The 23,505-nt window shown below is 74.9% G+C and carries 18 protein-coding genes and 1 pseudogene; 14 read left to right on the forward strand and 5 right to left on the reverse strand.

All coding sequences use genetic code 11. From position 1 onward, the window contains the following. Nucleotides 1–137 precede the first annotated feature (137 nt). Nucleotides 138–614 (forward strand): annotated as a pseudogene (locus ABZ117_RS14335) (LLM class flavin-dependent oxidoreductase); the annotation flags it as partial. Between the two features lie 45 nt (nucleotides 615–659). Here the strand turns inward: ABZ117_RS14335 and ABZ117_RS14340 are convergent. The 3 genes from ABZ117_RS14340 to ABZ117_RS14350 all read right to left on the reverse strand — a co-directional run bounded on the left by ABZ117_RS14340 (nucleotide 660) and on the right by ABZ117_RS14350 (nucleotide 4,615). Beyond that, nucleotides 660–1,751, reverse strand: coding sequence for a mechanosensitive ion channel family protein (locus ABZ117_RS14340; RefSeq protein WP_356820553.1), 1,092 nt, complete (start codon nucleotides 1,749–1,751; stop codon nucleotides 660–662). Between the two features lie 189 nt (nucleotides 1,752–1,940). Beyond that, nucleotides 1,941–3,479 (reverse strand): amino acid permease, encoded by a 1,539-nt coding sequence (locus tag ABZ117_RS14345; protein ID WP_356820554.1) that lies wholly within the window; start codon nucleotides 3,477–3,479, stop codon nucleotides 1,941–1,943. A 149-nt stretch (nucleotides 3,480–3,628) separates the two neighbouring features. Beyond that, entirely contained in the window at nucleotides 3,629–4,615 is a 987-nt protein-coding gene (locus ABZ117_RS14350) for a hypothetical protein (protein ID WP_356820556.1), read from the reverse strand. Between the two features lie 253 nt (nucleotides 4,616–4,868). Between ABZ117_RS14350 and ABZ117_RS14355 the strand changes: the two genes are divergently transcribed. From ABZ117_RS14355 to ABZ117_RS14370, 4 genes are read left to right on the forward strand one after another with little or no spacing between them, the layout of a single operon-like run. Next, nucleotides 4,869–6,299 carry an FGGY family carbohydrate kinase gene (locus ABZ117_RS14355; RefSeq protein ID WP_356820558.1) on the forward strand — a complete coding sequence of 477 codons (1,431 nt, stop codon included), beginning with the start codon at nucleotides 4,869–4,871 and terminating at the stop codon, nucleotides 6,297–6,299. Beyond that, a complete protein-coding gene (locus ABZ117_RS14360; protein ID WP_356820560.1) occupies nucleotides 6,296–7,717 on the forward strand; it encodes an FAD-dependent oxidoreductase in 1,422 nt (473 codons plus the stop codon). Before ABZ117_RS14355 ends, ABZ117_RS14360 begins: the two co-directional genes overlap by 4 nt. Further along, nucleotides 7,714–9,006: an FAD-dependent oxidoreductase gene (locus tag ABZ117_RS14365; protein WP_356820562.1), complete on the forward strand. Its 1,293-nt coding sequence runs from the start codon at nucleotides 7,714–7,716 to the stop codon at nucleotides 9,004–9,006. The genes ABZ117_RS14360 and ABZ117_RS14365 overlap by 4 nt, the downstream gene beginning before the upstream one ends. 41 nt (nucleotides 9,007–9,047) lie before the next feature. Continuing rightward, complete coding sequence (locus tag ABZ117_RS14370) at nucleotides 9,048–9,788, forward strand: class I SAM-dependent methyltransferase (RefSeq protein WP_356820564.1); 741 nt, start codon at nucleotides 9,048–9,050, stop codon at nucleotides 9,786–9,788. 46 nt (nucleotides 9,789–9,834) lie between these two features. Here ABZ117_RS14370 and ABZ117_RS14375 read toward each other — a convergent pair whose 3' ends face one another. Further along, complete coding sequence (locus ABZ117_RS14375) at nucleotides 9,835–10,599, reverse strand: crotonase/enoyl-CoA hydratase family protein (protein ID WP_356820566.1); 765 nt, start codon at nucleotides 10,597–10,599, stop codon at nucleotides 9,835–9,837. Nucleotides 10,600–10,926: 327 nt separating this feature from the next. Between ABZ117_RS14375 and ABZ117_RS14380 the strand changes: the two genes are divergently transcribed. From ABZ117_RS14380 to ABZ117_RS14400, 5 genes are all read left to right on the forward strand, one after another. Beyond that, nucleotides 10,927–12,804, forward strand: a complete 1,878-nt coding sequence (locus ABZ117_RS14380) for an ABC transporter ATP-binding protein (RefSeq protein ID WP_356820615.1) — start codon at nucleotides 10,927–10,929, stop codon at nucleotides 12,802–12,804. Nucleotides 12,805–12,915: 111 nt separating this feature from the next. After that, nucleotides 12,916–13,776: a hypothetical protein gene (locus ABZ117_RS14385; protein ID WP_356820568.1), complete on the forward strand. Its 861-nt coding sequence runs from the start codon at nucleotides 12,916–12,918 to the stop codon at nucleotides 13,774–13,776. A 73-nt stretch (nucleotides 13,777–13,849) separates the two neighbouring features. Next, nucleotides 13,850–14,389, forward strand: coding sequence for a 2Fe-2S iron-sulfur cluster-binding protein (locus ABZ117_RS14390; protein ID WP_356820570.1), 540 nt, complete (start codon nucleotides 13,850–13,852; stop codon nucleotides 14,387–14,389). After that, complete coding sequence (locus ABZ117_RS14395) at nucleotides 14,386–15,381, forward strand: xanthine dehydrogenase family protein subunit M (protein ID WP_356820571.1); 996 nt, start codon at nucleotides 14,386–14,388, stop codon at nucleotides 15,379–15,381. Before ABZ117_RS14390 ends, ABZ117_RS14395 begins: the two co-directional genes overlap by 4 nt. Before the next feature lie 18 nt (nucleotides 15,382–15,399). Further along, a complete protein-coding gene (locus ABZ117_RS14400) occupies nucleotides 15,400–17,484 on the forward strand; it encodes a xanthine dehydrogenase family protein molybdopterin-binding subunit (RefSeq protein WP_356820573.1) in 2,085 nt (694 codons plus the stop codon). Between the two features lie 24 nt (nucleotides 17,485–17,508). On the opposite strand, the gene ABZ117_RS14405 is transcribed toward ABZ117_RS14400, so the two are convergent. Then, complete coding sequence (locus ABZ117_RS14405; RefSeq protein WP_356820575.1) at nucleotides 17,509–18,552, reverse strand: NUDIX domain-containing protein; 1,044 nt, start codon at nucleotides 18,550–18,552, stop codon at nucleotides 17,509–17,511. Between the two features lie 274 nt (nucleotides 18,553–18,826). Between ABZ117_RS14405 and ABZ117_RS14410 the strand changes: the two genes are divergently transcribed. The 4 genes from ABZ117_RS14410 to ABZ117_RS14425 all read left to right on the forward strand — a co-directional run bounded on the left by ABZ117_RS14410 (nucleotide 18,827) and on the right by ABZ117_RS14425 (nucleotide 23,401). After that, nucleotides 18,827–19,627, forward strand: a complete 801-nt coding sequence (locus ABZ117_RS14410; protein ID WP_356820577.1) for a LytTR family DNA-binding domain-containing protein — start codon at nucleotides 18,827–18,829, stop codon at nucleotides 19,625–19,627. Nucleotides 19,628–19,780: 153 nt separating this feature from the next. Beyond that, nucleotides 19,781–20,164, forward strand: a complete 384-nt coding sequence (locus ABZ117_RS14415) for a hypothetical protein (protein ID WP_356820579.1) — start codon at nucleotides 19,781–19,783, stop codon at nucleotides 20,162–20,164. Between the two features lie 31 nt (nucleotides 20,165–20,195). Then, nucleotides 20,196–21,914 (forward strand): cation acetate symporter, encoded by a 1,719-nt coding sequence (locus ABZ117_RS14420; protein WP_356820581.1) that lies wholly within the window; start codon nucleotides 20,196–20,198, stop codon nucleotides 21,912–21,914. Between the two features lie 299 nt (nucleotides 21,915–22,213). After that, nucleotides 22,214–23,401, forward strand: coding sequence for a histidine kinase (locus ABZ117_RS14425; protein WP_356820583.1), 1,188 nt, complete (start codon nucleotides 22,214–22,216; stop codon nucleotides 23,399–23,401). Nucleotides 23,402–23,505: the final 104 nt, after the last annotated feature.

Below are 23,505 nucleotides of genomic sequence, written 5' to 3' on the forward strand. Positions count from 1 at the left end.
GCCGCCGACGTACAGACCGGCTCCCGGACGAGGGCTGCCTGCCCCCGGCACAGGGTTGCTGCTTCGTGGCCGGCTGCGCGTCCTGCCGGCATGCGCTTCTCCGTGAACATCCCGAATTCCGGTGAGTTCGCCGACCCCTGGACGAGGGACTCCAGTTGGTGGGCCGCTTCTGGTCCGGTGAGCCGGTGAACCACCACGGTCGGCACTACGAGGCCCGGGACGTGGCGCTGCTGCCCGCCAGTGTGCAACGGCCCCGCCCGCCGGTGTGGACCGGCGGGTTCTGGCCGCGTCGTGCGCCCATGCGGCGGGCAGCGCGGTGGGACGGCGCGGCGCCCCTGTTCGAGACGGCCTCGCACGGTCAGGTGCCGGCCGTGGCGGAGGTACGCGACCTGGTCGGCTATGTACGCGAACACCGCACAGCCGGGAACGAGCGCCCCTTCGAGATCGTGCTCGGCGGTGCCACGCCCCCGGACGCGGCGAAGGCCGGAGACGTGACCGGTCCCCTGCGCGACGCCGGTGCCACCTGGAGGGACGAGCGACAGATCCAGACGGGCCCCGACCTGGACCGCCTTCCCCCGGTGCTGCGCCGCGTCGAGGCGGGGCCGCCGGTGGTCCGACCGGCCGTGCGACGCTGTGCCGGGTTTCGCCGCGAGCCCGTCCTAGTCGGTCCGGAAGGAGTCCGGGGTCATCTCCTCGGCGTTGCGCTGCTGCGGGATCACCACCGCGCCCTGCTGGAGGGACACCGTGCGGGTGGGAGCCGGGATGCGGATGCCCTCCTCGCGGTAGCGGCGGTGCAGGCGCTTGATGAACTCGTGCTTGATCCGGTACTGGTCGCTGAACTCGCCCACGCCGAGGATCACCGTGAAACCGATCCGGGAGTCGCCGAAGGTGTGGAAGCGGACGGCGGGTTCATGGTCGGGGACCGCGCCCGTGACGTCCGTCATGACCTCCGAGACCACCTCCGCGGTGACCCGCTCGACGTGCTCCAGGTCGGAGTCGTAGCCCACGCCCACCTGCACCAGGACGGTCAGTCCCTGCTCGGGGCGGGTGTAGTTGGTCATGTTGGCCTTGGCGAGCTGGCCGTTGGGGATGACCACCAGGTTGTTGGAGAGCTGGCGGACCGTCGTCTGACGCCAGTTGATGTCGACGACGTAACCCTCCTCACCGCTGCTCAGCCGGATGTAGTCGCCCGGCTGGACGGTCCTGGAGGCGAGGATGTGGACGCCCGCGAAGAGGTTGGCGAGCGTGTCCTGCAAGGCCAGGGCCACGGCCAGACCGCCCACACCCAGGGCGGTGAGCAGGGGCGCTATCGAGATGCCGAGGGTCTGGAGGACGATCAGGAAACCGATCGCCAGGACCAGCACCCGGGTGATGTTGACGAAGATCGTCGCCGAGCCCGCCACGCCCGAGCGGGACTGGGTGACCGTACGCACCAGGCCGGCGATGACCCGGGCCGCGGAGAACGTCACCACGGCGATCAGCCACACCTGGAGCCACTGGTCGGCATGGTGCTGGACGGCTCCGGTGAGCGGCAGCACCGCCGCTGCCGCCGCCGCGCCGCCCGCGATCGCCGCCCACGGCACGACCGAGCGCAGCGCGTCCACGATGACGTCGTCTCCGCTCCAGCGGGTCCGCTTGGCGTGCCCCCCGAGCCAGTGCAGCAGGGTGCGCGACAGGAAGGCGAGCAGCAGGCCCGCTCCCAGGGCGATTCCGGCGAGGACGAGGTCGTCCAGGGTCGGCGTGCGGTTCACCGGTCACCTCCCGGGCACGGAACCGCTACGGAAGGCCTGCGGGGAAGTCTCGTCACGTTGCCACCTGCTCGATGTCCGGGATGTGCGACCGCGCCGGCCCCGGAACTCCGGTGACCGGCGCGTTCGTTCATCCTGCCGTATCCGGTGCGCGTGTTCCGTACCGGGACCGGCGCTCACCGGACAGCCGGCTCAGACGATGCCCTCGGCCAGGTCGGCCTGTTCGCGGTCGCTGCCGTAGGAGGCCGTCGAGGGCGTGCCGTACGACCGGCGGGCGACGTACCACCAGACGCTGGCGAGGACCAGGACCACGGCGAGCGCCACCGACGCGTAGTTCATCGTGTCGACGTTCACCGGTGACGACTGCGGCAGGCAGAACAGGATGGTCACGCACGCCACCCACACGACCGCCACCCAGCCGACCGGTCTGCTCCAGCGGCCCAGGTGCCACGGCCCCCGCTGGAACCGGTCGCCCGCGCGCAGCCGCAGGTAGACGGGGATCGCGTAGGCCGGGGTGATGCCGATGACGTTGATGGCGGTCACCGCGTTGTACGCCGTCGCCGAGTACAGCGACGGCAGGGCGAGGACGCAGGCCACGGCCACGGACAGCCAGACCGCGGCGACCGGGGTCTGGGTGCGGTCGCTCACCTTGCGCCACAGGTGCGAGCCGGGCAGCGCCCCGTCCCGGCTGAACGCGAACACCATCCGGCTGGCCGCGGCGACCTCGGCGTTCCCGCAGAACAGCTGGGCGACGATCACCACGAGCAGCAGCGCGCAGGCGCCCCCGGTGCCGAGACCGTCGAGCAGGATCTGGGCGGGCGGCACACCGGTGTCCGTGGTGCGCGTGGCGTCGTAGTCCTGGATGGCGAAGGTCAGCCCGGCCAGCAGGGCGAAGCCGGCGAGCCAGGAGACCCAGATGGCCCGGACGATCCCGCGGGACGCGGCCACCGAGGCGTGCGAGGTCTCCTCCGACAGGTGGGCGGAGGCGTCGTATCCGGAGAAGGTGTACTGCGCGAGCAGCAGGCCGATCGCCGCCACGTACAGGGGGTTGTGCCAGCCGGTCTCGTTGACGAACTTCGTGAACACGAAGGACGCCGACCGGTGGTGGTCGGGGACGACCGCCAGCGCGCCGACGATCAGCGCGACACCCGCCAGGTGCCACCACACGCTGACCGAGTTGAGCACACTGACCAGGCGGACACCGAACAGGTTCAGCACCGCGTGCAGCAGCAGGATCACGCAGAAGATCAGCATGGTCCTGCCGGGCGTCGGCTCGAAGCCCCACTGGAGGTTGGCGAACGCGCCGGTGAACAGGGCGGCGCCGTAGTCGATGCCGGCGATCGCGCCGAGCAGCCCCAGCAGGTTCAGCCAGCCGGTGTACCAGCCCCAGCGCCGGCCGCCGAGCCGGTCGGCCATGTAGTACAGGGCGCCCGAGGTCGGGTAGGCGCTGGTGACCTCGGCGAGCGCCAGCCCGACGCACAGCACGAACACGCCGACGCCGGCCCAGCCCCACAGCATCACGGCGGGGCCGCCGGTGTTCAGGCCGAAGCCGTACAGGGTCATGCAGCCGGACAGGATCGAGATCACCGAGAAGCTGATCGCGAAGTTGCCGAAACCGCCCATGCGGCGGGCCAGCACCGGCCGGTAGCCGAGTTCACGCAGGCGCTGCTCCTCGTCCTGCTGCGGCAGGCCCTTGGCGGGGGCGGACGAGGAATCGGGGATGGGGGACACGCGGGGACCTCCGGGATCAACAGGTTGTCGAACAGGGCACGTTCAGGGGGGTGAGCGGGGATTTCCTGGTGCGGGGAGTTCCGGGGCGGTGCGGGGTGGGGCGTCGGTTCCGGGGGTGCCGGGCCGGTCATCCGGGGTTGCCGTTCCGGTCAGGGGCGGGGGCCGTCCACGGCGGCCCGGCAGCGGTCCCGGGCCTGGACGAAGACCTCCACGGCACGCTCCCGGTCCGGGGTGCGGTACATCCACGGCGGGGGCGTGAAGTACGGCCCGATCGCCTCGAACACCCGCGCGGCCTCCGCGAACTGGAGGGAACCCCACAGGGCGTGCGCCAGATGGTTGAGGTCGGACAGCGAGCGTTCGGCGGGCTCGGTGTGCTCGAACCAGGTGTGCAGGGCGCGCCGTGCCTCGCGGGCCGCCTCGTCCACCACCCAGTGCAGGTCCAGCGCCGCGTCGTGGCCGCTGTCCCGGCGGTAGCGCTCGACCCGCACGTACAGCGGCAGCAGATGCGCCGCGGCACCGGGCGGAGCCTGCCCGGCGGCCCACTGCGCGTACCCGGCGGCCTCCGCCAGCCGGCCCGAACCGCCGCGCACGTAAAGGAACTGGAGCATCCGGTGGTGCGCCTCGCGGTTGTCCGGGTCGCGGCTGCGGGCCTCGGCCAGCAGCCCCCAGGGCCCCGGCGGCAGCATCGGCTCCGGCGCGGCGGCCCGGTGCTCCTCCCAGCGCTGCTCCGGGTCCAGCTGGGCCAGCGCCAGCAGACACACCCAGGGCACGGGGTCCCGTGGGGCGGTGGCCGTGGCGGACTGGGCGGCGTCCCACGCCTCGATCCACAACTCGTGGGTACGGCGGTGCCGTTCGCGCCGGGCCCGCAGCGCCCGCTCCACCAGGACCCGGGCGTGCATCACCGCGGCGTGCACGTTCCCCGGCTCCTCGGCGAGCCAGGCCCGCACCACGTCGGTGCCGGCCGCGGCCGCCGCGAGGATCTGGGTGCGCTGGGTCCACCGCCACCACTGCGTGGTGTCCCCGAGCAGGGAGCGCATGGCCATCCAGCGGCCGGTGCGCAGATCCTGGAGGGCGGCGCGCAGCGCCTGGTCGGGGCCGGCGGGATCGTAGGAGGGGCGGACTCCGTCTCTGGCCATCAGCCGCCGGCCCCTTGCCACTGGCACGCGGGCGTGGTGGCGGGGTGACGTAGCAACAGCCCTCCCCTGGGCGGTCATGAAGATCTCGCATGTGGTCGGCGGTCACTATAGAGGCGCGGGTTCCCGCCGAACCATTATTGCCAACTCAACCATTGAACAGATCAGTTGGACGAATCCGTAAACCCTTGACGCCGCCCCCCGTGCGACGGCAGGCTGAAGCGGTGATCTTCAGTGCCGCGGCGGAGGGCGGGCGATGACGGGGCCGGTGCTCGCCGTCGACCAGGGCACCTCCGGCACCAAGGCGCTCGTCGTCTGCCCCGAACGCGGTGTCCTCGGCACCGGATTCGCCGAGGTCCGCCCCCGGTACCTGCCCGGCGGCCTGGTCGAGGTGGACCCGGCCGGGCTGTACGACTCCGTGGTCGAAGCCGGCCGCCGCGCGCTCGCCGAGGCCGGTGAGGACGTCGTCGCGCTCGGCCTCGCCAACCAGGGCGAGACCGTCCTCGCCTGGGACCCCGCCACCGGCCGTCCGCTCACCGACGCCCTGGTGTGGCAGGACCGGCGCGCCGAGACCGTCTGTGCCGGACTGACCGCGCACGCGGACGAGCTGCGGCAGCTGACCGGCCTGCCCCTCGACCCCTACTTCGCCGCACCCAAAATGGCCTGGATCCGCCGTCACCTCACCCGTGAGGGCGTCGTCACCACCTCCGACGCCTGGCTGATCCACCGCCTCACCGGCGCCTTCGTCACCGACGCCGCCACCGCCGGCCGCACCCAGCTGCTGGACCTGGACGGCGTCACCTGGTCCCCGCGCGCCCTCGACCTGTACGGGCTGGCCGGCGAACGCCTGCCCGAGGTGACCGACGCCGCGCAACCCGTCGGCACGACACGGGCGTTCGGCCCCGAGATCCCGCTGACCGGCCTCGCCGTCGACCAGCAGGCCGCCCTGCTCGCCCAGCGCGTCACCGGGCCCGGCGCCGCCAAGTGCACCTACGGCACCGGCGCGTTCCTCCTCGCCCACACCGGCGACCGCCCCCGGCGCGGCGCCTCGGGCCTGGTCAGCTGCGTGGCCTGGCGGCTCGCCGGACACACCAGCTACTGCCTGGACGGCCAGGTGTACACGGCCGCCTCCGCCGTCCGCTGGCTCACCGACCTCGGCGTCCTCTCCTGCGCCGCCGACCTCGACCCGGTCGGCGGCAGCGTCCCCGACAGCGGCGGGGTCACCTTCGTCCCGGCCCTCGCCGGACTCGCCGCCCCCTGGTGGCGCGGCGACCTGCGCGGCTCCCTGACCGGCCTCGGCCTCGACACCACCCCCGGGCACCTGGTGCGCGCCCTGTGCGAGGGCATCGCCGCCCAGGTCGCCGAACTCGCCGAGGCCGCCGCCACCGACCTCGGCACCCCGCTGGACACCCTCCGCGTCGACGGCGGCCTGACCCGCTCCACGCTCCTCATGCAGGCCCAGGCCGACCTGCTCCAGCGCCCCGTCGAGGTGTCCGCGCTGCCCGACGCCACCGCGCTCGGCGCCGCCGCCCTCGCCCGCCTCGGCGCGGACCCCGCACTGAGCGTCGAGGACGCCCTGCCCGACTGGAAACCCGCCACCGTGTACGAGCCCCGCATCCCGGCCGACCGGGCCGCCGAACGCCGCGCCCGCTTCCGCGGCGCCGTCGCGGCCCTCCTCGGCCCGTGACCGTCACCGCGGACGGCCCGCTGCCGTCGACGCCGTACGACGTGGCGATCGTCGGCGCCGGCGTCGTCGGCTGCGCCATCGCCCGCGAACTCGCCCGCCACCCCCGCCTGCGCATCGCCCTCGTCGAGGCCCAGGACGACGTCGGCCAGGGCACCTCCAAGGCCAACACGGCCATCCTGCACACCGGTTTCGACGCCACCCCCGGCACCCTGGAGGCCCGCCTGGTCCGCGAGGGCTACGGGCGGCTCGGCGCCTACGCCGCCGAGACCGGCATCCCCGTCGAACGGGTCGGCGCGCTGCTGGTCGCCTGGGACGAGGAGCAACTGGCCGCGCTGCCCCGGCTCGCCGCGAAGGCCGAGCGCAACGCCTGCCCCGACCTCGCGCTGCTGGGTCCCGGCGAGCTGTACGCCCGCGAACCCCATCTCGGCCCCGGCGCGCTCGGCGCCCTGCACATCCCCGGCGAGAGCGTCATCTGCCCCTGGACGACCACCCTCGCCTACGCCACCCAGGCCGTCGGCGCCGGAGCCGACCTGCACCTCAACGCCGGCGTACGCGACGCGCGGTGGGCAGCGGACGGGCACCGGCTGACCACCACCAGGGGCACCCTGCGCGCCCGCCACCTGGTCAACGCGGCCGGACTGCACGCCGACACCCTGGACCGCCGGCTCGGCCACCAGGACTTCACCGTCACCCCGCGCCGCGGCCAGCTCCTGGTGTTCGACAAGCTCGCCCGCCCCCTCGTCCGGCACATCCTGCTGCCCGTCCCCACCGCCCTCGGCAAGGGCGTCCTGGTCGCCCCCACCGTCCACGGCAACGTCCTCCTCGGCCCCACCGCCGAGGACCTGCGCGACAAAAGGGCCACCGGGTCCACCGCCGACGGGCTCGCCACGCTGCGCGACCAGGGCCGGCGCATCCTGCCCGCCCTCCTCGACGAGGAGGTCACCGCCGTCTACGCCGGACTGCGGGCGGCCACCGGGCACGAGGACTACCGGATCACCAGCCACCCCGGGCAGGCGTACGTCACCGTCGGCGGCATCCGCTCCACCGGCCTCACCGCGTCCCTGGCCATCGCCGCCCACGTCACCGGCCTGCTCACCGACGCCGGCCTCGACCCCGGCCCGGTACGCGAACCGGACGCGGTCGCCCTGCCCCAGCTCGGCGAGGCCTTCCCCCGCCCCTACCAGCGGCCCGGCCTCATCGCCGCGGACCCCGAGTACGGCATCCTCGTCTGCCACTGCGAGCGCGTCTCCCGCGGCGAGATCCGCGACGCCCTCGCCGGGCCGCTCCCGCCCCGCAGCCTGGAGGGCCTGCGCCGCCGCACCCGGGCCCGGGCGGGCCGCTGCCAGGGCTTCTACTGCGGGGCGGCGGTGCGCGAGCTGTTCGAGCGGGGGACGGACGGCGGAAGGAACCGGCCATGACGACAGCGCGCCGCGTCGACGTCCTCGTCGTCGGAGCGGGCCCCGCCGGGCTCGCCGCCGCGGCGCGGCTGGCCGTGGCCGGCGCCGGACGCGTGGAGGTGCTGGAACGTGAGGCGTCGCCCGGCGGAGTCCCCCGCCACTGCGCGCACGGCGGCTTCGGCACCTGGACGCATCCGCTGACCGGCCCCCGCTACGCCCGCCTGCTCACCGAGGCCGCCGAACGAGCGGGCGCCACGGTCCGCACCCGGACGACCGCGCTGGACTGGGCGCCCGAGGGCCCGGCGCTCCATGCCGTCGGTCCCGGCGGGCACGAGATCATCGAGGCGCGGGCGGTCGTCCTGGCCACCGGAGCCCGCGAACGCCCGCGCCCCGCCCGGCTGGTGCCCGGCACCCGCCCCGCCGGCGTCTACACCACCGGCGAACTCCAGCAGGCCGTCCACCTGTTCGGTCAGCACATCGGCAGCCGCGCGGTCGTCGTCGGCGCCGAGGACGTCTCCTACGCGGCCGTCGGCACCCTGCGCGCCGCCGGCACCGGGGTCGTCGCCCTGGTCACGGAACACCCGCGCGCCGGAACGGGCCGTGCCCGCGCCCAGGCGGCCCGGCTGCTCCACGGCATCCCGCTGCTGACCGGCACCACGGTCGCCGAACTCCTGGGCCACGGGCGGCTGTCCGGCGTCCGCGTCCGCCACCGGGACGGCCGTACGGCGGTACTGCCGTGCGACACCGTCGTGTTCACCGGCGACTTCGTCCCCGACCACGAACTCGCCCGGCGCGGCGGCCTCATCCTCGACCCCGGCACCCGCGGCCCCGCCGTCGGCGGTTCCCTGCACACCTCGCGGCCCGGCGTCCTCGCCGCCGGCAACGTCCTGCACGCCGTGGAGCCCGCCGGCACCGCGGCCCGCGAGGGCGCCCGGGCGGCCGGCGCCGTCCTGGACCTCCTGGCGGGCGCGCCCTGGCCGGACCCGGGCGTACCCGTCACCGTCGAGGCGCCGCTGCGCTGGATCGTCCCCAACCGCGTCACACCGGGCGCCCGGCCCGCCCGCCATGTGCTGCGCACCGGCACCCCGCTGACCCGCCCGGTCCTCCTCGTCCACCAGGACGGCCGCCTGCTGCACCGCGAACGCCCCGGCACCGCCTCACCCCACCGTCCCCTGACCCTCACCGACCGCTGGCACGACCTGGTCGACCCCGGGGGCGGAGAGGTACGGGTCAGCACGGCCCAGGGCTCGTCCGGCGGATCATGGGCCGAGCCAGGGCCGGACCGAGGCGAGGGCCGGCCAGTGCCCTGATCGTGTTGACCGCCCCCGGCAGGCAGTGCTGGAGTCGGCCCGTGGACAACATCCCCGCCAACCGGCGGCTCTGGAACCAGATCAGCAGCTCCTACCAGCACAAGCACGACCCGCGAATCGGCGCCACACCCCGGCTGTGGGGCATGTACTCCATCCCCGACGCGCACCTGCACGCCCTGGGCGACGTCACCGGCAAGCGTGTCCTCGAACTCGGCTGCGGCGCCGGCCAGTGGTCCAGAGCGCTCGCCGCCGAGGGCGCCACCGTGGTCGGGCTCGACCTGTCCGAAGCCCAACTCGCCGCGGCGGCCCGCGCGATGGGAGCGGCCCGCTACCCGCTGGTACAAGGCGCCGCCGAACAACTCCCCTTCGCCGCCGACAGCTTCGACCTGGTGTTCTGCGACTTCGGTGGGCTCAGCTGGGCGCCCCCGCACCTGGCCGTCCCGGAGGCCGCACGCGTCTTGGGCCGAGGCGGGCGCCTGGTGTTCAACGTCGCCAGCCCATGGTTCGAAGCTTGCTACGACGAAGCCGCCGGCCGCGTGACCACGACGCTGCGGCAGGACTACTTCGGGCTGAACACCATCGCCGAGGACGACGGCGCGACCAGCTATCAGCTCACCTACGGCGACTGGGTCAAGGTCCTGTGCGGCGCGGGTCTCATCATCGACGACCTCATCGAGCCGCGGCCCGAACTCGGAACGCCCAACGGCTACAACGAAACCGACCCACCCGACTGGGCACACCGCTGGCCGGCGGAACTGCTCTGGGTAACCCACAAACCGTAGCGGAGCCATAGCCAGAGCCGGATCGAGGCGTCCCAGGGGCGGCGCCTCACGTGTCCGGGAACGTGCCGTGCCGGCCGGAGCCGGAGGCGAAGCGGGCTGCGCCCTGCGTGCCGTGGGCCAGGACGGCCATGCCGTGGTGCAGTTCGGTGCGCAGTGCCGTCTCCTCGTCCCGGCCCTCCTGGTCGAGGACCGACGCGCGGTCGCCGCGCAGGCAGACCTGGGGGAAGCGGGCGATCTGTGCGGCGAGCGTCTCGGCCTCGGCGCGGGCGGTGCCGGCCGGCACCACGCGGTCGGCGAGCCCCATGGCCCGCGCCTCGCGGGCGGGGACCGGGCGGCCCGTGAGAATCATGTCCATGGCCCGGCCGGTCCCGATCAGCCGGGGCAGCCGGACCGTGCCGCCGTCGATCAGCGGCACCCCCCAGCGCCGGCAGAACACCCCGAACACCGCGTCCTCCTCCGCGACCCGCAGATCGCACCACAGGGCGAGTTCCAGGCCGCCCGCGACCGCGTGTCCGGCCACCGCCGCGATCACCGGCTTGGACAGCCGCATCCGCGTCGGCCCCATCGGCCCGTCGCCGTCCTCCGCCACCCGGTTGCCGCGCTCCGTGCCGATCGCCTTCAGGTCCGCGCCCGCACAGAACGTGCCGCCCTCCCCCCACAGCACCGCCACCCGGGCGCCGTCGTCCGCCTCGAACGACCGGAAGGCGACGGCGAGGGCGGCGGCCGTCGGCCCGTCCACCGCGTTGCGGGCCTCCGGCCGGGACAGGACGACCGTGGTGACGTGCTCCTGCCGTTCGACGCGCACCGGCATACGGCAACCTCCTTCTCGGGCCCCCTGCGCTGGCGGGGACGGTGACCTCCCCGTAGCTTCGCGTGGGACGGCCACCGGGCGCACCGGCGCCCCCGGACGTCAGCGCTCCCGGCGTCACCGCCGCTTCCGCGTGAACGCGCCGGCCACCCAGGTCAGGCACCTCGTGCCGGCCGCCGCGAGCGACCTCGGCCAGGAACCGCCGAAAGCGCCCCGCGCCGTCCCGCCGGCGGGTGGCGGGGCCCGCCGGTGCGGGGGCGCCGGCGGGGCTGACAGAGCGCGGCCCTTGACCTCGACGACGCTTGAGGTTCTACGTTCTCTCCCATGAGCATGGAAACCACCGCCTGGACGCAACTGCACAGCGTGATGAACGCGCAGTCCGAGCGTCGCCCCCTCGCCCGCGCCACGCTGCGCCGCATCGCCGCCTTCGCCCGCCCTCACCGTGCCGGCATCGTCCGGTTCGTGCTCCTGGGGGTGGTGACGGCCCTGCTCGCCGTGGCGACCCCCGTGCTCGCCGGCCGCGTCGTCGACGCGATCGTGGCGGGGCACGACTCCCGCACCGTGGTCCGGCTGTCCCTGCTCATCGGCCTCGTCGCCCTCGCCGAGGCGGGGCTCGGCATCCTCGGCCGGCGCCTGTCGTCGACGCTCGGGGAGGGACTCATCCTCGACCTCCGCACGGCCGTGTTCGATCATGTGCAGCGCATGCCCGTCGCGTTCTTCACGCGTACCCGTACGGGCGCACTGGTCAGCCGTCTCAACAACGACGTGATCGGTGCCCAGCGGGCGTTCGCCAACACCCTCTCCGGCGTGGTCAGCAACCTGGTCACCCTGCTGCTCACGCTCGCGGTGATGCTCACCCTGTCCTGGCAGATCACCCTGCTCGCACTGGTGCTGCTCCCGGTGTTCGTGGTGCCCGCCCGCCGCATGGGCCGCCGGATGGCCCGCATGCAGCGGGAGGCGGCGACACTGAACGCGGCCATGGGCACCCGGATGACCGAACGGTTCTCCGCCCCCGGCGCCACCCTGGTCAAGCTGTTCGGCCGCCCGGAGGAGGAGTCGGCCGAGTTCGCGGCCCGCGCCCGCGAGGTCCGTGACATCGGGGTGCGCACGGCCACGGCCCAGTCGGTGTTCATCACCTCCCTCACCCTGGTCTCCGCCCTCGCCCTGGCCCTCGTCTACGGCCTGGGCGGCTGGTTCGCGCTGCGCGGCACCCTGGAGCCCGGCGCGGTGGTCTCCCTCGCCCTGCTGCTGACCCGCCTGTACGCCCCGCTGACCGCGCTCGCCGGGGCCCGGGTCGAGGTGATGAGCGCGCTCGTCAGCTTCGAGCGGGTCTTCGAGGTGCTCGACCTGAAGCCGCTCATCGCGGAGAAGCCGGACGCCCGCGAGGTCCCCGAAGGCCCGGTGGCCGTCGAGTTCGAGGACGTCCGCTTCGCCTACCCGTCCGCCGACCAGGTCTCCCTCGCCTCCCTGGAGGAGGTCGCCGCCCTCGACACCCGGGGCGGCGCCGAGGTCCTGCACGGCGTCTCCTTCCGCGCCGAACCCGGCCAGACCGTCGCCCTAGTCGGCTCCTCAGGCGCCGGCAAGTCGACCATCGCGCAGCTCCTGCCGCGCCTGTACGACGTCGACGCGGGCGCGGTCCGCATCGGCGGCACCGACGTCCGGGACGTGACCGCCGCGTCGCTGCGGGCCACCCTCGGCATGGTCACCCAGGACGGTCACCTCTTCCACGACACCGTCCGCGCCAACCTGCTGCTGGCCCGGCCCGGTGCCACGGACGACGACCTGTGGGACGCCCTCGGCCGTGCCCGCCTCGCCGACGTAGTACGGTCCCTGCCCGACGGCCTGGACACGGTCGTCGGCGAGCGCGGCTACCGGCTCTCCGGCGGCGAACGCCAGCGCATGACCATCGCCCGGCTGCTGCTGGCCCGCCAGCGCGTCGTCATCCTGGACGAGGCCACCGCCCACCTGGACAACACCTCCGAGGCGGCCGTCCAGGAGGCGCTCACCGAGGCCCTGGAGGGCCGCACCGCCGTGGTCATCGCACACCGCCTGTCCACCGTGCGGGCCGCCGATCAGATCCTGGTGGTGGAGGCCGGCCGGATCGCCGAACGGGGCACGCACGAGGAACTGCTGGCGGCGGGCGGCCGGTACGCGGAGCTGCACCGCACCCAGTTCGCCCGGCGGGACGAGACCGTGCCGACGGTCTGAGCGGCCACGGCCCACGGGTACGCCACCTCCCGGGGGTGAGGGGCACCGGACGGGGAAGCCGTGATCGGGTCAAGTGCCCGTGAAAGAGCCCCAATCGGAAGGAACCTCACTGTGTCCAAGGCTGGTATCGGAAGTGCCGTCGCCGCCCTCGTCCTCGCCGCCGGGCTGACCGGCTGCGGCAGCGAGGACGGTGGCGGCAAGGGCGGGGACGCGCAGGCCCGGCCGGGCGCGACCCCGCCCGCCCGGGCCGTCCAGGACGCCTACCGCAGGACGGTGGCCGCGGACACAGCGAAGATCGAGGTCACCAGCAAGGTCGTCGCCGTGGGGCAGGCCGTCACGGCGCACGGCAGCGGCGTGGCCGGCCTGAAGGACGGCACCAGCCGCGTCACGCTGACCTCGCGGGGCGCCACCGTCGAGCAGCGCGTCGTCGACGGCGTGGTCTACCAGAAGCCGTCGGGCGGGAAGCACGCCTCCGTGCCGGGCGGCAAGGCCTGGGCGAAGATCGACCTCAAGCGGCTGGCCGCCCGGGGTGCGGCCGGCCGGTCCCAGGTCAGCGACCCCGCCGAACCGGTCCGCTACCTCAGGAACGTCGGCTCCGAGGACGTCACCCGGGTCGGCACTCAGACCCTCGACGGCACCCGCACCACCCACTACCGCGTCTCCGTCCCCCTCTCCGCGCTCTCCTCCGGCAACGCCGCACAGGAGCGGGAACTGCGTGAGCAGCTCGGGAAGGCCACCCTGCCCGTGGACCTGTGGCTGGACGCGCGGGGGCGGCTGCGCCAGGAGAGCGTCCGCCTCACCCTGCGCCCGCTGGCCCACAGGACGCCGGGCCGGGGGGACACCCCCGTGACGAGCACGACCGTGCTGCGCTTCTCGGACTTCGGGACCGACGCACGGGTCAGCGCGCCGCCCGCCCGCGACACCGCGGACGTCACCGACAGGGTGGCCAGGACCGGCGCGGCCGGCACCTGACAGGTGTGAGCCGCCCGCGCCTGGATACGCGGTGGGGACGGCATCACCGCCCGTCCGGAAGGTCAGCCCCCACATGACCAGCCCACAGGAGCCCGGCCACCACTGCGAGGTGACCCTCCGGGTCAACGGCAAACCGCACACCGTGCTCATCGACCACCGGCGCGTCCTGCTGGACGTGCTGCGTGAGGACCTGGATCTCACCGGGTCCAAGAAGGGCTGCGACCAGGGCCAGTGCGGCGCCTGCACCGTGCTGGTCGACGGGCGCCGCCTCAACAGCTGCCTGCTGCTCGCCGTCACCCTCGACGGCCGCGAGGTCACCACCGTCGAGGGCCTCGGCGGTGACGGCGAGCAGCCGCACCCGCTCCAGCGGGCCTTCCTGGACCGCGACGCCTTCCAGTGCGGGTACTGCACCCCGGGCCAGCTCTGCTCCGCCGTGGGCATGCTCGCCGAGGGCGCGGCCGGCCACCCCTCGCACGTCACCGACCCGGCGGCCCCCGCCGGGCGGCCCGTACCGCTGGACCGGTCCGAGATCCGCGAGCGGATGAGCGGCAACCTGTGCCGCTGCGGCGCCTACCCGCGCATCGTCGAGGCGATCGAGGACGTGATCGAGTGACCGGCTTCGGATACCTCAGGCCCACCGGCCTCCAGGAGGCCGTCGAGGCGTACGCCGCCCACCCCGGCGCCCGCTACCTCGCCGGCGGCACCAACCTGGTCGACCTGCTGAAACTCGGCGTCGAGCGGCCCGCCCTCCTCATCGACATCGGCCGGCTGCCGCTGGACACCGTCGAGGAGCTGCCCGACGGCTCCCTGCGCGTCGGCGCCACCGTCCGCAACAGCGACCTGGCCGCCGACCCGCGCGTCCGCGGCCGCTACCCGGCCCTGTCCCAGGCCCTGCTGGCGGGCGCCTCCGCACAGCTGCGCAACGCCGCCACCACCGGCGGCAACCTGCTCCAGCGCACCCGCTGCCCCTACTTCCAGGACCTGGACAAGCCCTGCAACAAACGCGAGCCGGGCAGCGGCTGCGGCGCCCGGGACGGCGTCCACCGCGACCACGCCGTCCTCGGCCACTCCGAGCACTGCATCGCCACCCACCCCTCCGACATGGCCGTCGCCCTGGCCGCGCTGGACGCCCAGGTCGAGCTGTACGGCACCGAAGGCACCCGGCGCCTCGCCGTGGCCGACCTGTACCGGCTGCCCGGCGAGCACCCCGAACGGGACACCTGGATCCGCCCCGGCGAACTGATCACCGGGGTGGTCCTGCCGGCCGCCACGGCCGGGGTCCCCTCCGCCTACCGCAAGGCCCGCGACCGGGCGTCGTACGCCTTCGCCCTCGCCTCCGTGGCCGTCGTCCTGAAGGTCGTGGACGGGGTCGTCGACCAGGCCGGCGTCGCCTTCGGCGGACTCGCCCACCGGCCCTGGCGGGCCCGGCACACCGAGCTGGCCCTGCTGGGCGCCCCCGCCACCCCGGCCGCCTTCGAAGGGGCCGTGGCACTCGAACTCGCGCACGCCGAGCCGCTGCGGGACAACGCCTACAAGGTGCCCCTCGCCCGCAACCTGGCCCTCGACGTCCTGCACCGTCTCGCCCCGGCACCCGCAACGGCCTGAGCCGCCACAGGAGGAACCATGACCGGCAGCGCCCTGGGCGCCCCCGCCGAGCGCCGGGAAGGACGCCAGAAGGTCACCGGCACCGCCCGCTACGCCGCCGAGTACGCCGTGCCCGGCCGCGCCCACGCCTGGCCCGTCCCGGCCGCGGTCGCCCGCGGCCGGGTCACCGCCGTCGACACCTCGGCCGCCCTCGCCCTGCCGGGCGTCCTCGCCGTCCTCACCCCCGGCGACGCCCCGCGCCTCGCCGAACCCGAGGACGCCACACTCGCCGTACTCCAGGACACCGCCGTACCGCACCGCGGCTGGTGCGTGGCCCTGGTCGTCGCCGAGACCCTGGAGACGGCCCGAGCCGCCGCCCGCGCGGTCCGGGTCAGCTACGACACCCGGCCCCACGACGTGGACCTGAACGAGGGCCACCGGGACGCCTACGCCCCGGAGGAAGCCGGGGGCCGGCCGGGCACCCTGGAGCACGGCGACCCGGAGGCGGCCTTCGCCGCTGCCGCCGTGCGCGTCGACGTCACCTACCGGGTGCCGCCGCTGCACAACCACCCCATGGAGCCGCACACCAGCACCGCCCACTGGGACGGCGACCGGCTCACCGTGTACACCTCCAGCCAGGGCGGTACGGTCGTCCGGTCCGTGCTCGCCCAGCTGTTCGAGCTGCCCGAGGAGCGGATCACCGTCGTCGCCGAGCACGTCGGCGGCGGCTTCGGCGCCAAGGGCACCCCGCGCCCGGACGTCGTCCTCGCCGCGATGGCCGCCCGGCACACCGGCCGGCCCGTCACCCTGGCCTGCCACCGCCGCCACCTGCCCACCACCACCGGCCACCGCGCCCCCACCCGGCAGCGGATCCGGCTCGGAACGGACGCGGACGGCCACCTCACCGCCCTGCTGCACGAGGTGACCACCTACACCTCGCGGGTGAAGGAGTTCGTGGAGTACGCCGCGCTGGTCTCCCGCACCATGTACGCCACCCCCGCCCTGCGCAGCACCCACCGCGTCGTCCCCCTGGACGTGCCCACCCCCTCCTGGATGCGGGCGCCCGGCGAGGCCCCCGGCATGTACGCCCTGGAATCCGCCGTGGACGAACTCGCCGACGCGCTCGGCGTGGACCCGGTGGAGCTGCGCGTCCGCAACGAACCCGACCGCGAACCCGGCAGCGGCCGGCCGTTCAGCAGCCGCGGCCTCGTGCGGTGCCTGCGCGAGGGCGCCCGCCGCTTCGGCTGGGCCGGCCGCGACCCGCGCCCCGGCGTCCGCCGCGAGGGCCCCCTGCTCCTGGGCACCGGCGTGGCCGCCGCCACCTACCCCGTGATGGCGTCCCCGTCCTCGGCCAGTGCCCAGGCCCTGCCCGACGGCACGTTCACCGTCCGGGTCAACGCGGCCGACATCGGTACCGGAGCCCGTACCGTCCTGGCCCAGATCGCCGCCGACGCCCTCGGCGTCCCCCTGGACCGGGTCCGCTGCGAGGTCGGCCACAGCGACCTGCCGCCGGCCCCGCTGGCCGGCGGCTCCTCCGGCACCGCCTCCTGGGGCTGGGCCGTGCACGAGGCGTGCACCCGGCTCGCCGCGCATCCCGGCCCGCTGCCCCCCGACGGCCTGACCGTCCGCGCCGACACCACCGGCCGCGCAGACGCCGACAGCCCCTACGCGCGGCACGCGTTCGGCGCCCACTTCGCCGAGGTCGCCGTCGACACCGTCACCGGTGAGGTCCGGGTGCGCCGCATGCTGGGCGTCTTCGCCGCCGGCCGCATCCTCAACGCCCGCACCGCACGCTCCCAGTTCACCGGCGGCATGGTCATGGGCCTCGGCATGGCGCTCACCGAGGGCAGCACCCTGGACCCCGCGTTCGGTGACTTCCCCGAGACCGACCTCGCCTCCTACCACGTCCCCGCCCACGCCGACGTCCCCGCCATCGAGGCCGACTGGATCGACGAGGACGATCCCCACCTCAACCCGATGGGCAGCAAGGGCATCGGCGAGATCGGCATCGTCGGCACCGCCGCCGCCCTCGGCAACGCCGTCCACCACGCCACCGGCATCCGCTTCCGCGAACTCCCCCTCACCCCCGACCGCATCCTCACCGGCCTGCTGTCCGAGGGCTGACCCCGCCCGGGCCGGCCGGGTCCGTCAGTCCCCGGCGACCGGGTAGCGGTGCACCGGCGGCAGGCCCGGCAGGAGACCCGGCCACACGGTGTCCAGGACGTGGGCGCTCGGTGTGAACAGCGGTGCGGACAGGGCAGGCAGGTCGGCGACCTCGTGCCACTCCCAGCGGTGGATCAGATGCGGCTCGGTGACGACCGGTGCACCGGTGAACGCGGTGACCTGGACGGCGGCCGTCAGCCGGGGTATGCCGTCGACGGAGTCCAGCAGCACCGCACGCACCCGGACGCCGGCCGGGTCGGCCCGCAGCGACGTCTCCTCCGCCAGCTCCCGCACCCCGGCGGTGGCGAAGTCCTCACCCGGGTCGTTCTTGCCGCCGGGCAGCTCCCAGACGCCCCGCACCGACCAGCCCAGCAGCACCCGCCCCACCGGATCGGTGACCACGACACCGGCACCGGTCAGCGCGTGCGGGACGGGGCGTCCCTTGGCGGCGCACACGAGCGGGCCGGGGGAGGGGCCGCGCAGCACGAGCAGGGCCAGGCCGTCGGCGTCGTACCGCCCGGCCGACTCCCAGCCCGCGCACAGCAGTCCGATCTCCTCCTCGTCCAGGGCGACGGGCCGCTTGTCCTCCGGTACGGCGTCCGCGACCGAGGTGATCACGCACAGCGCGCCGCCGGGACGCAGCCGCTCCCGCAGCCGGTTCAGCACCCGGGTACGGTCGCGCACGAACGCCCAGGCGAGCCGGACGGTGATCAAGTCGTAGGCCGCGTGCGGTAGTTGTCCCAGGTCGTCGCGTTCGACGTCCAGTCGCAGGTACGCCACCTCCGGGCCGTCCGCGCGTCCGGCCTCGGCGAGCGCGGCGGCCGACAGGTCGATGGCGTCCACCCGGTACCCCGACCCGGCCAGATGGCGGGCGAGTTCGCCGAGTCCGCAGCCCACGTCCAGGGCGAGCCCGCCGGCGGGGGCCGGGACGTGTGCGGCGAGCAGCCGCCGTTCGGCCTCGCCCAGCGACCGGAACCGGCCGCCCCTCGCGTAGTGGGCGTCCCACTCCTCGGGTGTCAGGTGTGCCACCGGGTCTCCTCCGTGCGTGCCGGTCCGTTCCGCCGCCAAGGCAATCATGGCCGGGTGAGGGACCGGCCACACCCGCCGACCCGGCCACGGCACCGGCCCGGGGCACACCGCCGACCCGGCCACACCCGCCGACCGGGGCCACACCGCCGGCCCGGGCATCCCGTCGGCGCACCGCCGATCCGCGCGCACCGCCGTACGCGATCTCGACGCGGGAGCCCGACGGGGCCACCATTCCCTGGGAGGAGCGGTCGAGGGCGACAGGAGCTGCCGGAACATGCACGTGAGCGACGTACCCCTGCGCGTCCTGGCGGTGGACGACGAGCGCCCCGCGCTAGGGGAACTGCTGTACCTGCTCGGGAAGGACCCGAGGGTCGGCACGGTCGTGCCTGCGTCCGCGGCCACCGAGGCGCTGCGCCGGCTCGGCCGGGCCATGGAGGAGGGGCCGGACGGCGCGGACGCCTTCGACGTCGTGTTCCTCGACGTCAGCATGCCGGGCCTCAACGGCCTCGAACTGGCCCGGCTGCTCGGCGGGTTCGCCACCCCACCGTTGATCGTCTTCGTCACCGCCCACGAGGACTTCGCGGTCCGTGCCTTCGACCTCAAGGCCGTCGACTACCTGCTCAAGCCGCTGCGCAAAGAGCGCTTCGCCGAGGCCGTGCGCCGGGTCGCCGATCTCGTCCGGGCCGGCCAGGGGCCCCGGCCCGCCGCCCTCCCGCCGCCCGCGCCCGCTCCGGGTGACCAGATCCCGGTGGAGCTGGGCGGGGTGACCCGCTTCGTGCCCGTCGCCGACATCACCTATGCCGAGGCGCACGGCGACTACGCCCGGCTGCACACCCGCGGCGGCAGCCACCTGGTGCGGACACCGCTGTCGACGCTGGAGGAACAGTGGCGCGCACGCGGCTTCGTGCGGATCCACCGCAGCCGGCTCGTCGCCCTCGGCCGGATCGAGGAACTCCGGCTGGACGGCGGCAACCTGAGCGTCCGGATCGGCGACCGGATCCTCGCGGTGAGCCGCCGCAACGCCCGCGAACTCCGCGACCTGCTGGCCATCCGCGCGACGGCCCGCCCCCGCTGAACCGGCGGTGCGACGGCGGCCCGGGTGCCGCGCACGGGCGCGGCCCCCGCGTGCCGGGCCGTGCGGAATCCGGTCCGCCGGGTGTCTCGGCGGTGGCGCTCTGCGTACACTCGCCGCACACAAGGTGATCACCGTGGCGTCGGGGAGTGCGTGATGGGTACGGAATCCGTCCCTCGCAGAGAGGTGGTCACCGGACGGCCGCACACGCCCGGCGGCGGCCGGGCCCTGCCGCCCCCGGTCCCCGCGCCCACTCCCGCCCCCGCCCACCCGGACGGCGACACCGCCGTCCGCGCTCTGATGCGCCGTCAGCTGCGGGCCGCCCTCACCGCGACGGCCCTGCTCGCGGTCCCGCTCGGTCTGCTCCCCGTCCTCCTGCGGGCCCTGCCGCTGGCCGGCACCGGAGCCCGCGTCCCGCCGGCCCTCTGGCTCCTGCTGGGCGTGGCGCCGTATCCGGCGCTGCTGGGCATCGGCGCCTGGTACGTCCGCCGGGCCGAGCGCAACGAGACCGGCACGCCCGCCCCCGCGGAGCGCCCCTGACCATGCGCCGACCACACACCGGGACCGGCCGGTGAACCGGACGTACGGCATCGCGGGCGTGACGGCCGTGGTCCTCGCCACGGTCCTCGTCGGCTCGCTGGGCCTGCGCGTCTCCCGCACCACCTCCGACTTCTACGTCGCCTCACGCACCGTGGCCCCCCGCCTCAACGCCTGCGCGGTCAGCGGCGAGTACCTCTCCGCCGCCTCCTTCCTCGGCGTCGCCGGGCTCGTCCTCGCCCAGGGCGTCGACATGCTGTGGTTCCCCATCGGCTACACCGCCGGGTTCCTGGTGCTGCTGGCCTTCGTCGCCGCCCCGCTGCGCCGCTCCGGCGCCTACACCCTGCCGGACTTCGCCGAGGCCCGGCTGGAGTCCCGGGCGGTCCGCCGGGTCGCGGGCGGCCTGGTCGTCGGCATCGGCTGGCTGTATCTGCTGCCCCAGCTGCGTGGGGCCGGGCTGACCCTGCGGCTGCTCACGGGCGTGCCCGGCTGGTTCGGCGGGCTGATCGTCGCGGCCGTGGTGACCGTGGCCGTGGCCGCCGGCGGGATGCGCAGCATCACCTTCGTCCAGGCCTTCCAGTACTGGCTGAAACTCACCGCCCTGCTGGTGCCCGTGGCCTTCCTGCTGCTCGCCTGGCGCGCCGACCACGCCCCGGCTCCGTCCTGGGACGACCGGCCCGTCTTCCACCGCTCGACCGAGGTGCGCCCGGACCGGCCGGTCACCCTCACCGTCCGCGCACCGGTCCGTGTGACCGTCTCCGGTCCCGTCGACGGCCGTACCCTGCACGGTACTCCGCTCACCCTGACCGAGGGGCGGCACCGGATCGGCGCGGACACCACCCTGCGCTTCCCGGCCGGCGCCCGCGTCCCGCTGCCGGCCGGCACGTCCGGCCGTACCGCCCCGTCCAGTTGGGCGAGACCGCTCTCCGCGGACCGCGAACAGCACAGCCTGTACGCCACCTACGGGCTGATTCTGGCCACCTTCCTCGGCACGATGGGCCTGCCGCACGTCGTCGTCCGCTTCTACACCAACCCCGACGGACGCGCCGCCCGCCGCACCACCGTGATCGTGCTCGGCCTGCTCGGCGCCTTCTACCTGCTGGTACCCCTGTACGGCATGCTGGGCCGGCTGTACGCGCCCGACCTGCTGCTCACGGGCGACACCGACGCCGCGGTCCTCGTGCTGCCGCAGCGGCTGATCGGCGGCGTCACCGGTGATCTGCTCGGCGCTCTCGTCGCCGGGGGCGCCTGCGCGGCGTTCCTGTCCACCGCCTCCGGGCTCACCCTGTCCGTGGCCGGCGTGCTCGCCCAGGACGTGCTGCCCACCCTGGGGGTACGCCACTTCAGGTTCGCCGCGCTGCCCGCGATCGCGGTGCCCACCGCGGCGGGTGCCGTGGTCAGCGACCTGCCGGTGGCCGACGCGGTCGGGCTCGCCTTCGCCGTGTCCGCCTCCTCGTTCTGCCCACTGCTCGTGCTCGGCATCTGGTGGCGCGGCCTGACCCCGCCGGGCGCGATCGCCGGGCTCCTGCTCGGCGGCGGCTCGGCGCTCACCGCGGTCACGGTGACCATCGCGGGCGGCGCCCGGTCGGGCTGGCTGCACACCCTGCTGGCCTGGCCCGCGGTGTGGTCCGTGCCGGTGGGGTTCGCGGCCATGGTGCTGACGTCCCTGGCCACCCGCGACCGGGTGCCACCCGGCACGACCGCCACGATGGCCCGCCTCCACCTGCCCGAACCCGCCCCCACCCACCCCTGACCGCCCTGCCACCCACCCCCGGCCTTGATCGCCCTGCCCGAACCGGCCCCGCCCACTCCTGATCACTCCGGCCTCCACCCGCCCCCCAGCCTTGATCGCTCCCCCCGGCCGCCCCGCCCACGTCCGTCCGCCACGACCAGCCTCTTGCCACCCCCGGACCCCGACGCCCCCGGCCCCACCCCGATCACCCCACCGCTACTGCCACCCCTGCCCCCACCGCCACCGCCACCCACACCGCCACCGCCACCGAGGAGTCCCGTGTCCGTCCGTCCGCCGGATCACCTCCGGCCGCACCGCTCATGACCGTGCTCGTCACCACGGCCCTCGTGCTGGCCGGGCTCGCGCTGTTCGTGCTGGGGGCCGCCCTGGGGCACGGCGCGGCGCGCCGGCAGCTGGAGCACGCGGCCGGCACCGACGGGACGCGCGCCCTCGCGCACGCCCTGCACTCGGCCGCGCTCGCCGCGGCACCGCTGCGCGCCGGGCTGACCCCGGACACGGCCCGCAGGACGGCCCGCCGGCTGCGCCCCCTGCTCGGCGCCCCGGCCCTCGCCCTCGCCGACGACACCCGGATCCTCGTCTGGGACGGCGCCGCCGAGCACCACCGCGACCAGCTCGCGGCCCAGCCGGCCCCCGCCCCGCGCCCGCGTACCTTCGCGCTGTCCTGCGCCGACGAGGGCTGCCCGGTGCGCTGGGCCGTCCTGGTGCCGCTGAGCGCCGGCGGGGTGACCACCGGCACGCTCGCCGTGTTCGCGGAAGCGGAGTCCGCCACACTGGTCAGGGCCGCGGAGGAGGCGGCCCGCCGGCTCTCGGTGGACCTCGACCTGGCCGGCCTCGACCGGGCCCGCTCCAGCGCGCACGAGGCCGAGGTGCGGGCGCTGCGCGCACAGATCTCCCCGCACTTCGTATACAACTCCCTCGCGAGCATCGCCTCCTTCGTCCGCACCGACCCCGACCGCGCCCGCGAACTGCTCCAGGAGTTCGCCGAGTTCACCCGCTACTCGTTCCGCCGCGACGGTGACTTCACCACGCTCGCCGAGGAACTGCGCTCCATCGAGCAGTACTTGGAGCTGGCCCGTGCCCGGTTCGGCCACCGTCTCCAGGTCACCCTGCGCATCGCCCCCGAGGTGCTGCCCGTGACGCTCCCGTTCCTGTGTCTGCAACCCCTGGTCGAGAACGCCCTCAAACACGGCCTGGAGGACTCCGTGGAGCGCAGCAGGGTGACGATCACCGCCGAGGACGAGGGCACCGAGGCCCGGGTCGTCATCGAGGACAACGGCGTCGGCATGGAACCGGAGCGGCTGCGCGGGATCCTGCGCGGCACGGCCGGGGCGTCCACCGGGATCGGCCTGAGCAACGTGGACCGCAGACTGCGCCAGGTGTACGGCGACGACCACGGCCTCGTCATCGAGACGGGCGTGGGAGCCGGTACGAAGATCACGGTCCGCGTGCCGAAGTTCCGGCCGGGCGTCCAGGCACCCCCGTCCTGACGCCGCCGTCCGGCCATCATGGCCGAACCCCGACGGTTGCGCCACCGGATCAACAGCCCCTCATCTCCGTGGCATTGGTCACGTTCACACGGGCGCCGATCGGG

The organism is Streptomyces sp. NPDC006309 (assembly GCF_040613095.1).
Classification (GTDB): Bacteria; Actinomycetota; Actinomycetes; order Streptomycetales; family Streptomycetaceae; genus Streptomyces.

Bases quoted from the DNA above. Each gene is read 5' to 3' on its own strand.
- ABZ117_RS14350 (WP_356820556.1), bottom strand. From the start codon at position 4,615: ATGGCCAGAGACGGAGTCCGCCCCTCCTACGATCCCGCCGGCCCCGAC.
- ABZ117_RS14355 (WP_356820558.1), top strand. From the start codon at position 4,869: ATGACGGGGCCGGTGCTCGCCGTCGACCAGGGCACCTCCGGCACCAAG.
- ABZ117_RS14365 (WP_356820562.1), top strand. From the start codon at position 7,714: ATGACGACAGCGCGCCGCGTCGACGTCCTCGTCGTCGGAGCGGGCCCC.
- ABZ117_RS14375 (WP_356820566.1), bottom strand. From the start codon at position 10,599: ATGCCGGTGCGCGTCGAACGGCAGGAGCACGTCACCACGGTCGTCCTG.
- ABZ117_RS14380 (WP_356820615.1), top strand. From the start codon at position 10,927: ATGGAAACCACCGCCTGGACGCAACTGCACAGCGTGATGAACGCGCAG.
- ABZ117_RS14390 (WP_356820570.1), top strand. From the start codon at position 13,850: ATGACCAGCCCACAGGAGCCCGGCCACCACTGCGAGGTGACCCTCCGG.
- ABZ117_RS14400 (WP_356820573.1), top strand. From the start codon at position 15,400: ATGACCGGCAGCGCCCTGGGCGCCCCCGCCGAGCGCCGGGAAGGACGC.
- ABZ117_RS14410 (WP_356820577.1), top strand. From the start codon at position 18,827: ATGCACGTGAGCGACGTACCCCTGCGCGTCCTGGCGGTGGACGACGAG.
- ABZ117_RS14415 (WP_356820579.1), top strand. From the start codon at position 19,781: ATGGGTACGGAATCCGTCCCTCGCAGAGAGGTGGTCACCGGACGGCCG.
- ABZ117_RS14425 (WP_356820583.1), top strand. From the start codon at position 22,214: ATGACCGTGCTCGTCACCACGGCCCTCGTGCTGGCCGGGCTCGCGCTG.